Source organism: Legionella sheltonii (assembly GCF_026191355.1).
Lineage (GTDB): Bacteria > Pseudomonadota > Gammaproteobacteria > Legionellales > Legionellaceae > Legionella > Legionella sheltonii.
Genome location: NZ_JAPHOQ010000008.1, coordinates 72,121 through 86,479 on the forward strand (window position 1 = coordinate 72,121; position 14,359 = coordinate 86,479).

The window sequence follows — 14,359 nt, forward strand, 5'->3', positions numbered from 1 at the left end:
ATACAAATTACATTACAAATTATCGGTATCTTAGTTTGCTCATATTTTATGAGTGTAGTCGTTTTTTTTAATTGCTCAAGAAATGAACAGATTTTTTTTATGAATAAACGTAGACCAGGATTAAAACTGGCCTACATTTGAAGGGAATTAGAAAAGCAATTTAAATCAAACATACATTGAATTTCGGATTTCTTCGAAGCGGTTGCTCTCTTGTTCTTGCATTTTTTCGGCTGCTTGTTTCTCCGCTTCCTCTTGTTGTTGTTGCGCTTTTAATTTGCTAAGTTCAATCATATTTTGCAATTTTAATTCCTGTAAAATTGCAGCTAATAAAAAGTCAGAGGTAGTCTGTAAACTTATTTCTTGAATGGGTTGTTGTCCTTCCTGTGGGTTTTGAGTTTTCTGTAAAGATGATGGGGATCTTTGTTTTTGATGAAAGAAAAGTTGTGATTTTTGATGAGTATCAGGTTGTTTTCTTTTATTATTTCCATTTACAAAAGCAACATTTGTGTGTTTTTTACCCATGGTGATCTCCTTTTCCTATGAGTCCCTCTCAGATTAATATAAATCTTGAGTAAAATGCAATTCTTTTTTTCAAAATCACCAAATTTTGACGCTTATGGGTTATTCTGCTCATCTTGGCTATTTATTTTATTTTTCGTTTCGTTTGTTTATGGTAAGTCATTGCTGTCGGTTGGGCATTGATTCGACAAGTCAGTATGAACGCTTAGCATGTTCAGCCCCAAGTTTTTGGGGCTCAGTTGGCGCAATGCATCGATCGATTGTTATCAATCGATGCACCTAGCATTTAGACTAATTTCAAAGTCGATGCAGCAGAATGAGTATCTCCAAGTTTCATACCATTAAGATATTGTTCAAATATGGCAAAATTATTATGCGAATCCGTGTTAATTATAGGGAATACAATATGGTTGAAGAAATGGGCACGTTTTTCAATTTCCTCCCCATAAATCTTTGCCACTATAGAGGGGTCATTTTTAAATGCGCCACAACCCCAAGCACCCAAAATTGCATTGGGTTGTCCTTCAAGAATTAGTGTATCTAATTGGGCTGCGATACGCCTTCGCAAATCCGCTGTATATTGTGCTCGAGCTTGTTGCGTTAGCGCGTGGGGTTGGATGGCAAATTCAGGGGCTGCTGATCTTAATTCGAAAAATGGGAAAATCTCTGATGGCTGAAGAAATGAATAACTCAAGTCGCTGTCTGCAACACGAGTTGCTGATGTAAAATCACTAGAATCAATGGGCAGAGTTACTTCTGGTCCCCTGAAACATATTCTAGGGACTCGGCTAAAGAGTACTTTATGTCCTGAGGAATCCGTTTCTCCTACCTGTTTTTTTAAGACCTCACGTTCTTCATCAGTCATTTTAATCTTGGCTTCTAGCAATTTGCTTGCGGTATCATGGTAGCGAAAGGTCATCGTGTCTTTATCGACGTATATTATTTTATCCAGTAAGGATTGAGCACAGGTGCTTCGATGCCACATATTTTCTTCTTGGGCACTTCCGCCCTCCAAGGATGCACCCCCTGGGAATACTGGATTGGCCATATTGAGTACAGAATACGGTTTACCATGCTTCCTGGTTGCTTCAAGTGTTGCCAGCCCCCAATCTTTAGGGATTACTTCAACCGATTTTGGTGGAACTAATTTTTTTTGTGCCCATTGAGCTAAATTAGATTGAGCCTGTTTGTGGAGTTCCTGGAGTTTATTGGAATCCTCGATGCTGTCTAATGTTTTTCCCATGCTTCTATGACGCCATCTACTACCGGTATAAGAGCCGGTGAGGATATGGGGTTTATGAGCGGCATATACATCTCGAATTGCAGAGGGAGCTTTCGAAGATGTGGGTCTAAATAGAGCAAACCTCGCCATCATTTTTCTATCCTTAATTTCTAGTACTTACATTCTATTTTGGTGTTCTGCTTTTAAAACACGCTGGCGCAGTTTTTATTAAGAGTTCACTTCGAGATAGAATAAAAGTAAGGTCAAATTCCATAAGCACACAACAGCTTTGAGTGGTATCCGATTGAATTTCCATAATCCAAATAGCACTCTTGATTTTTGTTTTTATTGATAAATTTTTTGAACATGCAACAAGATGGGTAACTCTCCAATAGCATTATTCTAAGCAATTGCATCCTTCCCTTTTACTTCTTGATTCAACATTGAGTAAGTTGAGTCAAAATGAGTAAACCAGAATGCTCAAAAAAAGTCAACTGTGTTTTTTTACCCTAGACAGAAGTTTATTTAATCAGCTGCGGTAGCCGCCAAAAGCTAGATTTCACCGTTTCTGCAACTAGGAATTTTTAGAGTTCTTGTTAAATCAAACACTTATTTACTGAATATTTTATCTGCCTATCCCTCAGTTGATTTTATAGGGAAAGCGTTGCGCGTGGGAGTAATCTTAATTTTGTTTTTAGTAGAATAAATTTTTGTTATTTCTGCGCCAATAAAGAAAATTTGTGCTGCATAGTAAACCCAAATTAGAAGGATTATTAAAGAACCTGCCGCACCAAATATTGAAACAATGTGAGCGTGATGTAAATAAAACCCAATTAATACTTTTCCTAAAATAAAGAGTAAGGAGGTACTTAAGGCGCCTACCCACACATTATTCCATTTAAGTTTGACGTCGGGTAAATGTTTAAACATCAGTGCAAAGAGTAGGGTGGCGATGATAAAAGAAAAAAAGTAACTCATTATTAATTCAGAAAAAATATTAATACCTATAAAATAGTGAATTCGACTGCTTAAGGCAGCGAGTAAGGTAGTTATTACCAAAGAAATTAACAGTAACAGAGCTGAAATCAAGACCATAGAAAAGGATAGAAATCTACTTTTGATGAAAGCAAATCGTTTTTTATGGGGATTCGATTTAACTCCCCAAATAATATTTAATCCTGCCTGCACTTCACTAAAAATACCTGAAGCGCTGAATAATAAGATAAGAATACTAACGATTTGTACATTTAAGAAAGTTGTTGGTAGGGTCATATTTTTAATGATTGCTTGAACTTCTAAAGCAACATCTTCCCCTACTAAAATAGTTATTTGGGATAATATTTGGCTTCGAGCCACCTCTTCCCCAAATAATGCGCCTACTATCGTAATACTGATTAATAAAATTGGGGCGAGGGAAAATAGGGTATAGTAGGCAAGGGCAGCTGCAAGACTTGCAACTCGATCTTCTCGCCAATTCGTATAGACTTCCTTTATCCACTTTAAGACTTTGATCATGAATGATTTACTCAAAGAATATTTGGGGGAGTACTTACTTCCTATTGATGCATTCAGTTTGTGATTAAAAAAATCTAAGAGCAATAGCAATTCTCGTTTTTTTTCAACGAAAGTAAATCTGGCACCACTTTTCTTATAACAAGGAATCAACGTTCTTCGATGCCTCTGCAAGCAAGCACAGAACCGCCTATGCGTGTTGTCTTAACAAAATAAGCATGAATTATTGGTCTATAATTATACTATGTTGGTCTTGTGTCATCACTCATGAAAATTGATCAAGAGTCCGTAAATGCTCTGTGTGGTGAGAGTGGCGAAGTAGTGGTATTTGGCTTTGGCAAATATGACTATGAAGAGGTCTGTAATGGAATCAATGCAAATAATGGAATCAAAGCCTGTCATTCTGACGATTACGATTTCAAGCACAACGAGCTAGGCAAAGATATTCCCTATTCGATGTACCGTCACTTTAAGATGATTCTTAATGATTTAATTCTGGACAATTATAAAAGAAAAAAAGAAGGAAAACCCATAGTTCCTTTAATTTTTGTTGTTGGTAAGAGTGATGAACGTTGTGATCCACAGCAAATTGCGAAAAGAGATGAAGGCCCTGATGAAAAATGGGTTACTCTAACCGAGTTACGTAGGGTCTATAAACTCACAACGGAATTTGGCACTGAATTTTCTCAAGTTGCTCGGGATACAGTTAAATTTGTAAGCCTTGATACTCAGTCTAATCCAACCAAATTAAAGCCTGTTTCCCCTTTTTGGGAAAGCAAGGACTGGCAGAACGATTGGGAGCAACGAAAAGAAGAAACCCAGCTAAGACACAACCGCTTGATAAAAAACAGCATGTGGCGGTCCAACCTACAAGGAAAGATTCAAGAAATAGATAAACTCAATCCTGATGAGGAAAATAAAGAAGGAAAAAAACTATAAGTTTCACCTCGAATCTTTATCTAAATCAGTTGCACCGCCTTCAGTGCAGTCAAGGACGGAGAGTTAAAGTATTCCTTGTTGACAATATGATCGTTCTGTTGTGAATTGATGATAGCAAAACTGATATAAACCGAACGTAATAAAAGGGGCGGAAAATACGTCAATGCTATAATGGATATGTCCAAGCATTACGGTTAATGAAAAGAATACGGTGGCGCATAAACAAATGATACGTAGTAGCATGTGTCGCCAAAAGATCATGAGCATCAGGCAAGGCCCGCCTACGTGTCCGGAAAAAAATAAATCCCCATCAAATAATATATAAGAAGCCAAATGCGGCGGAATACTTAATAAATTCTCAGGCGGTCCTAAATGCGTCATGCAGATGAAGACACTGCGAACAAAGATGAACACCGCGGCTGTTTTGGTCACGAACGGCAACCATTGGGGTTGCATTAATAAATAGATAATGAAAACAAGCCAAAAAATAAGTGCAGCATGGATATGCAAAACATTCACATCCCATAGAGGTAAGTGATCCAGGAATAAATCAGATACCGAGGATCCTGCCATTCGTGTGGCATATAACCCCGCATAATGTATGACAACAAAACTGGTAATTAATAATATCCCACCGGTCATTAAGTAATACAAATAATGACGGTCTTGGCATAAGGTGCGGTATTGCAGAAAGACGTTTCTCATGAGCGGCTCACTTTACGATACAAGGCTTCATACTGCTCGAGGCTATGCTCTATGTCATGTTGGAGTGCGAGTTGACGGCTTGCCCGTCCCATGGCCTGGCATTGTGCTTGATTCGATAACATGTTCATCAGCAATTGCGAAAGACCTTCCACATCATTTTCTGCAAAAAGATAGCCGTTGATTCCTGGTTGTACCAGCTCTGGTAACGCCATGGCATTGGCTGCCAGAATAGGGAGTCCAGAGGCAATTGCCTCGAGTGTGACAATGCTTTGCAATTCTGCCGTGCTCGCAATCACAAAGCAATCAGCTAACCCATAAATGAAAGGATACTCTGCATCGGATAGATAACCTGCAAAGGTCACATGCTGTGTCATACCTAACTGTGCGACGTGTTGCTTTAGGTGGGACTCGTAAGCACCAGTTCCTGTCAATACAAAATGAGCATCGACGTGGTTTCGTGCCTGTGCAAATGCGGTTATGACCATGGGTAAATTTTTTTCCTGATCTAAACGCCCACAATACAACAGGGTGGGTTTGTTGGGCAGGCCTAAGCGAAGACGTAGGGGACGTGCTTCTTGATGGGGGCGAAATACATTAAGATTGACACCGCATGAAATCGCATGCACGGGGAATCGGTTATCCAACGCTTCGAGTAACGCTGCGGCGGTTTTTGTTGGCGTTGTTACTGCATCAACCTGGCGCAGCATGTCTAAAATGGGGCGCCAGCATCGGCGTGCGAACCAAGGTTTAAGGTATGAGGGCAAATGCGTATAGTGGAAAAAATTTTCGGGCATAAAGTGATTCGTCGCAACCATAGGGATCTGGAGCTTTTTTCCAAGACGAAAACAGATGCCACCTAAAAAAAATCTTCCCTGGAGGTGAATAACATCCGGCTGAAAGGTCCTTATCGCCTGTTCAATTCCTTTGCGAATGAACAGGGGCCAACACACGCGAAATTGTCGATATATCCACACAGGCCAAGAACGAACGCGATATAAATGAACACCCTGATATGTTGTATACTCTTGTCGCACACTTCGCGAAGGGCAAATTACCAACACTTCATGGCCCCGTTGCTGAAGCTGCAGGGCGAGACGATGTGTGAAATATGCGCCCCCATTTAAATCAGGGGGATAACTATCAAGCACAGTAATAACGCGCATTCTTCACTTTTTTGAAAAATAATGCGCATCATACCAGAACGGATAGTCATGCTCAAATCATATTGTATTCATATGAGCCATTCTGATGCTATTTTATATTTCATCAATCACTAATCTCAAATTTTTAGCCGATATTTTCTCACAATCGGTTCATGCTAAGGAGCTTGATAGCCAAATTGGTTTACAGGAAACACTCACCTGTGCACCTGTGGGGTCAGGCCTTGAATTTTGAATTACAACCACGTACCAATAAAAAACCGGTGCAACTCACAATTCAAGGCCTGACCCTCTAAGTCTTTAAATTTCTTTCCTAAGTCGACAGATTCAGTAATGCCCACTCTGCGCAACCAGCGTATTGTTGTAATCCATGTTGAGCGATATAAGCTTGGTGTACTCATTTAAAACCCCATTGACGCGAGATGTTTAGGCAGTATTAGCGTTTGACTAAACGGTGCTCTGGAGGCCTCAGTTGCTTTTTGGGCCTCGAATGCTTCTCTTTGCACCTCGATATCCTGTTTAATATAATTAATCGGCTGTTCGTCACTATCATAGTTTACTTTAATTTCAGAATAGTCCAGCTCTAATTTTTCTTGGATTACGAACAAGATACGATATAGATCGCCGTCTTCGGCAAGACGTTTCTTACCCAAATTTTTTTTAAGTTTCTGCAGTAAATCGATTACCTTTGCCTTAGGTGAGGGTTCAAAGTCTGCTTGAAGTATAGATCCATAGCATTCATCAAAGCTTTGGTTGTGCACACTAGCCAGCGCATTTTGTACTTCATCGCCATGGTTAGTTGCCCATCTGAATGAAAAAAAACGTCCTATGGAGCCGCCCCAGACATAGGGTCGGCAAAATATTGATGAATATGCTCCAGAGTATTTAAATAGCAATTTTTTGGCTATTTCAAACGCGTCATTTTCTTTTTCTAATCTCTTCCATACAGTGCGCCAATATTGAATCGATTGACCTGACATTTTTCACCTTGACCATCAATATTGATCGCAAATTGCACGGTTAAATTAAAAAAATGTCAAATGTGGCCGCGCGGGGCGAATTGCATTATGTTAATGGGGTCAGGCCTTGAATTGAAATTTAAGGCCTGACCCTGAGCGATCCCGTCAAATATTTGTACAATCATAATTTTCCCAGTCTATAACACTATCTCTGATAGAGTCGAAGGCATTAAGGAGTTCTTTTTTTCTAATTTTGTAGTAGTTCAAGTTTCTTAAAATATAAATTCCCAAGAACGTGATACTCAGCACTGTTGTATGGCGTACCGTATTTGCTTGCAGCTGATACTGCCATTTGTTATTGAGTCCTACTTGCCCCGCTAACCATACAGCGACCATAGCTAGCAATGCAATCAAGATCAAATTTTCTAATCGCATAATATTTTTTGTACCGGACTCTGGTAGTCTAAACCCATAACGTTTATTTTTTATATCCTTGAAAGCACTTTCTATTTGCATTCGCAACTTGTACAGCCTCATTACTATTTTAGCCATGGTGTGACTTGGAGGCAGAGAAGTAATGAGCACCTAGGGTTCGTTAGCACCTTTGGCATATTTTTTACTATTACTAGAACGACACTTTTCTCCTTGAATCGTTTTCTTTATTCGACCTTTGTTTTTTCCATGATAAATATATAACTCAACATTCATTGGATTCGCCTTTGCGACAGTAGCTTGGCCAAGATATTTAGGGGTTGCTATTGCTTTAGAATGGAGCATTCTTATATCGACCCAATGAGTATCATTTAATTTTATTAATGTCTGATGCCTGACTCTCCGAACAAAATCCCAACCTAACTGGGCTATTTGGCTAAACCAAGTGTTCCTAAAACCTGCATCTGTAACTACTATAGGCCGACACACTACGGGCAAAATGCGCTTTAGTTTCCTTAAAAACTGTTGATGCACCTGTGGGGGCAGGCCTTGAGTTTTGAATTACAACCACGTACCAATAAAAAACCGGTGCAACTCACAATTCAAGGCCTGACCCCATCAATTCACTTCACTCATCAATGCAAAAACAATAATGAGCGAATTGTTTGTAGATTGTAAATAAATACATTGATGAACCTGTTTCATTAAAAATTGAATTTGAATAATTAAACTTTGCATTTTTTTCGGATGATTCATCGCGTTAAATTTCGTCTGATTGATAGCTATTTGTGCTTGATGCTCAATTAATTGATCTAAATGAGTGCTTTGTGTTATAATTTTATACAATTGGATAGGTGATTAATTTGCCTGTGTTGTTGGAGTTATATGATGCCCTCATCCAAAGATAAAAATCCTGATATAAATAAAATACTCAAAGCTATAAAAGATAAAATCCAGAAAGAGGTAGAAGATAAATTACGTCGAGAAGAAGCAAGAGATAAGTTACGTAAAGATATAGAAGGATTGATTGCAGCTCGATATACTTTGTCTCCCCAAAAGTTTGCTGAAGAGGAAATTGCTGTAAAGCAAGCCATTGAAAAACTAGTTCTGGTACTCAGTCAACCCCCAAATCAAAGATCCCTTTTAGCTGAAATTCCAATGGACTCAATTGAAAATATGACTAAAAGAGGCCATCTAACAGTTATCGCGAAACAACTGGATGAAAATTTTCTCATTGGCATTGAAAAAATATTAAAAAATTCGGATTTTGAAATGACAGCCAATGGAGAAACCATTGCTTTATCTGATTTATACAATCAATGCAAAACAGAATTAACTAAAAATGGAAAAGAGCCAAATTTTGAGGATGTACTACTTAGGATGTATTCCAAGGAGTCTCCCTTCTATAAGAAATTGAACGCTATTGTCGGTGCCTATAATGATCCATCGAGCACTTCCGACGAAGAAAGAAAAATGGCTTTTTTACTTAATATTGCCATTCATAAGGCAGGTCTTATGAAAAGGGAATTTGAAGTCCATAAAACGCCGGATTTGTTGTACCGCGGTCAAAGCTTTGGGAGCCCTATATTTAAACAAAAATTTGCACGTGTGCAGGATTTACAAAAAAAGGGACAACTTGCTTCCTTAGCCCCTGAGCAACTGGTTGAAATTAATATTGTAGATATTATCGCAAAAAAGAATGTAAGCATGACTTCTAACATAGATATAGCCAAGGGTTTTGCTGGTAATGGAGGAGTTGTTTTGCATGTCTGTAATCCCGAACAACTTGCTGATTATTATGCGGTGGCCAATGTATCGGCTCTTCCGAACGAAGCTGAGTTTATGTCAAGAATACCTGATGACGTGGCCATGATTCCTATCGAGATAATTGAAACACAGGGTATTTATCATATTCAAGTCATGTGCATTCACTCTCAAAATACACAACTCTATCAATCCACTCGCCTTCATGACCTTAGAAACTACTTAAAAAACTTTGTTGATAAAGAAATCAATGAACCGCTTTATGGATTTTTTAATTCTTCCATGAAAAATCAAATTAATAGCGATAATTTTAATTCTTTTGGCGCATCCTCCCAGGATTTATATTCAAGAGAGTATACGCAACAACAAAAAAAATTAATGAAGGAATTAATGAGCGCTATAGAGGAATCAGAAAAGCATCCGCTCGTCGACATTGCCAAGCAAAACGAATTTTTGGAAAAGACAATAAAAATACTTAAAAACCTATATGAAACTAATCCTACAGCTAATCAGAAGCAAGAGTTAGACACCATCAATGCAATGTTCCAGGACTTTAGTGCGGCCGCCACCAATCTTAGTGTGACCCACAAGATGGCTTCTCCAAACGAGATTATCGCCAGTGAGCAGAAAAAAATGGATAAAAATTTACAGGGTAAACGGTTATGGCTTGCTGGAATGACTAGTGAAGCAGAGAGAAAGCTGATTGAACCATTAAGAAAGGATCTGGACGCTTTACTTCTTGTTAATGCTTCTTTAACGGAAAAGAGGAAGGCGGCAAATAATATTCTCGATGTGCTCAAAGCGAATCCCGGTATTGGTGCTTACTTCAAAGTATTGGAAGAAAGTATAAAGAATGTGATTAAATCTGCGGAAAAGATTGAAAAGCAAGAGCAAATTCTAATCAGGGATGCCTCTAGTGTTGTACCGTTAGAAGGTGTTTTGCGAAAATCATTTTAAATAATGAGCACCCGTGGGGTCAGGCCTTGAATTTTGAATTACAACTACGTGCCAATAAAAAACCGGTACAATTCACAATTCAAGGCCTGACCCCATCAATTCACTCATAAATCGTCAGTGCTCTGCCGATTCCCGTAACGGAGGCTCTTAGAAAATAATGCTTACAATCAGCTGCTATTGGGGACCAGTCTACGATGATTACAGGGCGTTTTTTATTACTTAACCATGCATCAGACACATACTTATAGATATACTCTCGTTCTTTATATAGTTTGGTACTGCCAACTAAAGTATCTACTTTCTTGATATTATGTTTGGCAGTACTTTTGTTTTTAATCCCTCTTCCTAGCGCACTTATCCAGAGCTTGCCGCAATCTATCAGTGAAGAGACTATATCAAATGTACATTGAACTCGATTTTTATGAATATTTGGACATCACTTTACTACATTCTTTTGCAATAATTTTACTGCATGCATGATATTTCCTTTCTCTATTTATTTCTGGCGAAACAAATTAGATCATCAACAATCATGCATGTCTATTTCTTCACAATTACAACCTATTGTTTTTTTGCTCTTTTTTAAAAAATTTGACGGGCCTGACCCCAAGAACTTTTACAGAATTGGCTGCACTTTTTTGAAGAGGAATATCAAGCCCGAAATCCGATACTAGTATTAAGAATGAGATGCCAATTAACACTCATTGGAGTTTTGCAGGATCAATATCTTTTATCTCTTTCCATACTTTATCCGCTTTTTCAATATTACCTGGTACATCTTTCAACCACAGAGGTCGTGCGTCGGCCTTATTCAGATAAAGTTTACCCTTATAAACTAAAAAAGCTTCTGGATTGGTAAGATGTTTTTTGCCACGCGTCATAGCCATGGCGCAATAACCTCCATAAGCAGGGAGGTATTGTTCTGGATTAGCATCAAATAACTTCTTGTTTCCTTCACTAGCAAATAAATAAGTGATTCCATGAACCAAGCTATAAAAATCTCGACTTCCTTGTACCGGTTTATTTTGAGTATGGTACGCCACGACATCGTAACCATTGGCACCAAAACTCTGAGTTGCAAAATCTGCCCAAGCTTGAACATTGAGTAATAGTAAAGTGACTCCTGCAAACAAGATTCCTATTTTTTTTCGGATTTTCATAATAATACCCCTTTCATATCATCGCGTTTTGGTCAGTGAATGGTCATTCCTCTTCAACGCACTCTCAATTAGAAGAAACCGCTTTGTGACACACTTTATTCAAAGCGGCCTCCATGTGTTTCAAGATATCCATTGCTTGTGGATCATGGAGATCATAAGCATGAGCAAGTGCTACAGGATTAGTAAAACTTAACCAGGTTTGGCCATCAGGATCGGTAGTCGCCATAATACGTAAAGGCAGATCCAATGCCATTGCAGGCTTGGCGTTCATAATACTCGTACCCTTAGCAGGATTTCCTATGATCAGTACTTGGGTGGCTTGTAACTTTTGCCCAGCCTTCGCCGCTTCGCCGCTGTGATCGATACGAGCAAACACTGTACCGCCTTGAGATTTAATGAGCGCTTCAACCCTATCTAAAGTTTCTTGAACTGAATAAGGACTTTGAATGGTGTCGGACCAGGAGGCTCCCATAGGTGCAGCAAGTTTAGTATCAAAAGCTCCTGCTACTTTACGACCCAAAATATCCAAATCAGTAATATCGCCTTTGTTGGCTAACAAGGTGACACATACTAATTCTGTGGGTGCAGTAAAGCGACTTAAAAATGCAGAGTAACCCGGTACATTTCCTTTAATTTCCATCATACCTGGATGCCCAGGGAAAAACCAACCGCTATTTCCTGGTATCACTTTACCATTTTTTAATGTGACAGGATGATATAAAAATTCTCTGTCCTTAGGATCTTTTACCAAAATAGTACCGGCTAAAGCAATATCCCAGGTACTAATATCCTCAGCAGAAGCAATAAGCCCACTATTGGAAAATGTTGCAGTCCAACTAAGTGGTTTAGCTGGAACATTCGCTCCCTTTTCGTCTGAATAGCCTGAGGCCGGTTCGGTAGGATTAATCATCACAGGATCTTTTAAAAATTGGCTATGCTTGAAGGGATTTGTCCCATTATTCACTTCATTTTTCACGGTATTTATATTTGAAATAAAAAAAGTATGATGCAGACCGACCCTTTCAATTTGATTTTTAGTTACATATTCTTGGTAGGACATACCACTTGTTTTTTCAATAATTAGGGCGTGTCCTCAATTTAAAGCTATTAATTGAACAGATTTGTCGATTTGTAAATTCTTTTTGTTCATCATTACACCAATTTCTCATTTCAATTTAAGCCAAATTATCGAACATGCTAAAAAAAGCATCGATTTGAAGTTTCGTGCCAATTTTTCAAAGCGCGTAGCAATACTTCGAAAGTGTTTCAATCGAGCAAAAAGATTCTCCACCAAATGGCGTAATTTATACAAAGATGAATCAAACTCTGGGTTAGGTTTTTTACTGTTTGTTTTCCGAGGAATAACAGGGTTCATTCCCGCACTTCTGGCCTCTTCTCGAATATCCTCCGAGTCATAACCTTTATCGCCTATGAAATGATCTGCTGAGCCCACTTTTTCTATTATTTTACATGCAACTTGGGAGTCGTGGACTTGACCCCCAGTGATTTCAAAATCGATCGGATTTCCATGCGCATCGGCTGCAATATGAATCTTTGTAGTAGCTCCACCTCTAGACTTACCAATGGCTCGCTCTTCTCCAAGCCGAGATCCACTCGCATGCTGGTGAGCGCGGACGTAACTTCCATCGGTGAATACCCATTCCGTATCAATTTCGCCTCGTACATCAAAAAAAAATCTGCCCATAATCCTTTTGCAGCCCACCGATTGAAGCGATTATAAGCTGTTTTCCATGGACATAATTCTTTCGGAATATCGCGCCATGGCGCTCCTGTGCGTAGTTTCCATAAAATGGCCTCCATAACACTACGATCATTATTCCATTTATGGCAGCCGTGAAATCGCATTGTCTTTTCAAGTTGTATCCATATCTCATCAGTGAGTATTTGTCTTGGCATATGTGCCCCTAATTTTTTGCAAAATAGTCGCACATCAGGAGTAAAAGTCTACAGGATTTTAATTGTTTTTTTGATTTAAATTAAGACAAAATAAATGGTTGGTGGAATGATGAACAAAAAGAATTTACAAATCGATAAATCTGTTCAATTAATGGCTTTAAATTGAGGACACGCCCTAATCCCAGAAGAAAAAAATCAGTCGCACTATTAGACGTTTGGGTTCCAGGAGTGAATAACAGTTCTTTATCTTTTATCAATGCCACAATTTGTGCAGGGGTGTATTCCTTACTAAAATCAAAATCACTGGCCTCAGTATAGTCCGGTAAACCAGAACTATGCGTCAATAAATCCCGAATGGTTATAGTACTCCACTTTTTGGGGATATAATCATTAGTAAGGTAAGTACCCAAGCCCTGATCTAATTGCAGTTTTCCATCTTCTTTGAGTTGCATAATCGCAACAGCGGTATAGGCATTGGTCAACTGGCCAATATGAAACACCGTGTTAGTCGCTGCCAAACGTTTGGTTTGAGTATCAGCAAGTCCATATCCCACCACACGGGTAATATAAGGTGCTTGTACAATAGCTAATGACATACCAGGGATATTATGCTCTTTCATGAATTGAATGACCAAATCATCTACAGATTGCCCATGATATACCGTCTCAAAGTCTCCACGACCACTTGCTGAAAAACCGAGAGTGGGCACCATAGTGCCAATAACCCCCAAAGTTACCATTACTACTCGACTCAAACTTATAGGCAACATCCCACTCTCCTTTGATATTATTGTGCTTTAATCAGATGTTATTAATCGATAGATGTAACCGCACTGAATTAATATGATTTTTATATTAAATTTAGTTCAATTGATAGGATATGTCCAAATTACCTTTAACTAGCACGTATGGGGTCAGGCCCTGACCCCATTAATGCTCATTCATGGTGGTCGAGCAATTGCTCGAGCTTGTAGTAAAACAACTAATAATAGAAGCTGTTGGATCAATCGAATTTAAGAGCAAGATGGTATCACAAGCGATTGAAAGTTAGACATTTTGCTCTAAAAATGAAAGCATAAAATACTTTTCTTGATTTACACGTCTTTTTCTTTA

General features: G+C 38.7%; 16 protein-coding genes. 2 read left to right on the forward strand and 14 right to left on the reverse strand.

The annotated features are described in order from the left end of the window. Nucleotides 1–165: 165 nt before the first annotated feature. The 3 genes from OQJ26_RS10100 to OQJ26_RS10110 form a co-directional block, all read right to left on the reverse strand. Complete coding sequence (locus OQJ26_RS10100) at nt 166–522, reverse strand: hypothetical protein (protein ID WP_265703711.1); 357 nt, start codon at nt 520–522, stop codon at nt 166–168. Between the two features lie 283 nt (nt 523–805). After that, nucleotides 806–1,894 carry a poly(ADP-ribose) glycohydrolase domain-containing protein gene (locus tag OQJ26_RS10105; protein ID WP_265703712.1) on the reverse strand — a complete coding sequence of 363 codons (1,089 nt, stop codon included), beginning with the start codon at nt 1,892–1,894 and terminating at the stop codon, nt 806–808. Nucleotides 1,895–2,374: 480 nt separating this feature from the next. Continuing rightward, nucleotides 2,375–3,256, reverse strand: a complete 882-nt coding sequence (locus OQJ26_RS10110) for a YihY/virulence factor BrkB family protein (RefSeq protein WP_265703713.1) — start codon at nt 3,254–3,256, stop codon at nt 2,375–2,377. 264 nt (nt 3,257–3,520) lie between these two features. On the opposite strand from OQJ26_RS10110, the gene OQJ26_RS10115 reads away from it, so the two are divergent. Beyond that, nucleotides 3,521–4,192 (forward strand): hypothetical protein, encoded by a 672-nt coding sequence (locus tag OQJ26_RS10115; RefSeq protein WP_265703714.1) that lies wholly within the window; start codon nt 3,521–3,523, stop codon nt 4,190–4,192. A gap of 63 nt (nt 4,193–4,255) precedes the next feature. Here OQJ26_RS10115 and OQJ26_RS10120 read toward each other — a convergent pair whose 3' ends face one another. The 7 genes from OQJ26_RS10120 to OQJ26_RS10150 all read right to left on the reverse strand — a co-directional run bounded on the left by OQJ26_RS10120 (nt 4,256) and on the right by OQJ26_RS10150 (nt 8,294). Further along, the gene (locus OQJ26_RS10120; protein ID WP_265703715.1) at nt 4,256–4,897 is read right to left on the reverse strand and encodes a phosphatase PAP2-related protein; all 642 of its coding nucleotides are present in this window, start codon (nt 4,895–4,897) and stop codon (nt 4,256–4,258) included. Further along, nucleotides 4,894–6,060, reverse strand: coding sequence for a glycosyltransferase (locus OQJ26_RS10125; RefSeq protein WP_265703716.1), 1,167 nt, complete (start codon nt 6,058–6,060; stop codon nt 4,894–4,896). The genes OQJ26_RS10120 and OQJ26_RS10125 overlap by 4 nt, the downstream gene beginning before the upstream one ends. Nucleotides 6,061–6,293: 233 nt before the next feature. Continuing rightward, nucleotides 6,294–6,458 (reverse strand): hypothetical protein, encoded by a 165-nt coding sequence (locus tag OQJ26_RS10130; protein WP_265703717.1) that lies wholly within the window; start codon nt 6,456–6,458, stop codon nt 6,294–6,296. After that, a complete protein-coding gene (locus OQJ26_RS10135; RefSeq protein ID WP_265703718.1) occupies nt 6,459–7,037 on the reverse strand; it encodes a hypothetical protein in 579 nt (192 codons plus the stop codon). 144 nt (nt 7,038–7,181) lie between these two features. Next, nucleotides 7,182–7,601: a transposase gene (locus tag OQJ26_RS10140; protein ID WP_265703719.1), complete on the reverse strand. Its 420-nt coding sequence runs from the start codon at nt 7,599–7,601 to the stop codon at nt 7,182–7,184. Beyond that, nucleotides 7,602–7,793, reverse strand: a complete 192-nt coding sequence (locus OQJ26_RS10145; RefSeq protein WP_265703720.1) for a hypothetical protein — start codon at nt 7,791–7,793, stop codon at nt 7,602–7,604. A 273-nt stretch (nt 7,794–8,066) separates the two neighbouring features. Next, nucleotides 8,067–8,294, reverse strand: a complete 228-nt coding sequence (locus OQJ26_RS10150) for a hypothetical protein (protein WP_265703721.1) — start codon at nt 8,292–8,294, stop codon at nt 8,067–8,069. Between the two features lie 39 nt (nt 8,295–8,333). Between OQJ26_RS10150 and OQJ26_RS10155 the strand changes: the two genes are divergently transcribed. Further along, nucleotides 8,334–10,169, forward strand: coding sequence for a hypothetical protein (locus OQJ26_RS10155; protein WP_265703722.1), 1,836 nt, complete (start codon nt 8,334–8,336; stop codon nt 10,167–10,169). 701 nt (nt 10,170–10,870) lie between these two features. Here OQJ26_RS10155 and OQJ26_RS10160 read toward each other — a convergent pair. The 4 genes from OQJ26_RS10160 to OQJ26_RS10175 form a co-directional block, all read right to left on the reverse strand. Beyond that, nucleotides 10,871–11,329 carry a YHS domain-containing (seleno)protein gene (locus OQJ26_RS10160; RefSeq protein ID WP_265703723.1) on the reverse strand — a complete coding sequence of 153 codons (459 nt, stop codon included), beginning with the start codon at nt 11,327–11,329 and terminating at the stop codon, nt 10,871–10,873. A 64-nt stretch (nt 11,330–11,393) separates the two neighbouring features. Beyond that, nucleotides 11,394–12,389, reverse strand: coding sequence for a DUF302 domain-containing protein (locus OQJ26_RS10165; protein WP_265703724.1), 996 nt, complete (start codon nt 12,387–12,389; stop codon nt 11,394–11,396). 105 nt (nt 12,390–12,494) lie between these two features. Then, nucleotides 12,495–13,246 (reverse strand): IS5 family transposase gene (locus OQJ26_RS10170; protein WP_416209942.1). Its coding sequence is split into 2 segments (ribosomal slippage): nt 12,495–13,045 and nt 13,045–13,246, totalling 753 coding nucleotides; the frame shifts between segments, so codons are not numbered across the junction. Between the two features lie 80 nt (nt 13,247–13,326). Next, the gene (locus OQJ26_RS10175; RefSeq protein WP_265703725.1) at nt 13,327–14,016 is read right to left on the reverse strand and encodes a serine hydrolase domain-containing protein; all 690 of its coding nucleotides are present in this window, start codon (nt 14,014–14,016) and stop codon (nt 13,327–13,329) included. Between the last annotated feature and the right edge of the window lie 343 nt (nt 14,017–14,359).

Coding starts and splice junctions, on each gene's coding strand:
- OQJ26_RS10165 (WP_265703724.1), bottom strand. CDS start 12,389: ATGTCCTACCAAGAATATGTAACTAAAAATCAAATTGAAAGGGTCGGT.
- OQJ26_RS10125 (WP_265703716.1), bottom strand. CDS start 6,060: ATGCGCGTTATTACTGTGCTTGATAGTTATCCCCCTGATTTAAATGGG.
- OQJ26_RS10115 (WP_265703714.1), top strand. CDS start 3,521: ATGAAAATTGATCAAGAGTCCGTAAATGCTCTGTGTGGTGAGAGTGGC.
- OQJ26_RS10155 (WP_265703722.1), top strand. CDS start 8,334: ATGATGCCCTCATCCAAAGATAAAAATCCTGATATAAATAAAATACTC.
- OQJ26_RS10120 (WP_265703715.1), bottom strand. CDS start 4,897: ATGAGAAACGTCTTTCTGCAATACCGCACCTTATGCCAAGACCGTCAT.
- OQJ26_RS10160 (WP_265703723.1), bottom strand. CDS start 11,329: ATGAAAATCCGAAAAAAAATAGGAATCTTGTTTGCAGGAGTCACTTTA.
- OQJ26_RS10130 (WP_265703717.1), bottom strand. CDS start 6,458: ATGAGTACACCAAGCTTATATCGCTCAACATGGATTACAACAATACGC.
- OQJ26_RS10100 (WP_265703711.1), bottom strand. CDS start 522: ATGGGTAAAAAACACACAAATGTTGCTTTTGTAAATGGAAATAATAAA.
- OQJ26_RS10145 (WP_265703720.1), bottom strand. CDS start 7,793: ATGCTCCATTCTAAAGCAATAGCAACCCCTAAATATCTTGGCCAAGCT.
- OQJ26_RS10175 (WP_265703725.1), bottom strand. CDS start 14,016: ATGTTGCCTATAAGTTTGAGTCGAGTAGTAATGGTAACTTTGGGGGTT.
- OQJ26_RS10110 (WP_265703713.1), bottom strand. CDS start 3,256: ATGATCAAAGTCTTAAAGTGGATAAAGGAAGTCTATACGAATTGGCGA.
- OQJ26_RS10135 (WP_265703718.1), bottom strand. CDS start 7,037: ATGTCAGGTCAATCGATTCAATATTGGCGCACTGTATGGAAGAGATTA.
- OQJ26_RS10105 (WP_265703712.1), bottom strand. CDS start 1,894: ATGATGGCGAGGTTTGCTCTATTTAGACCCACATCTTCGAAAGCTCCC.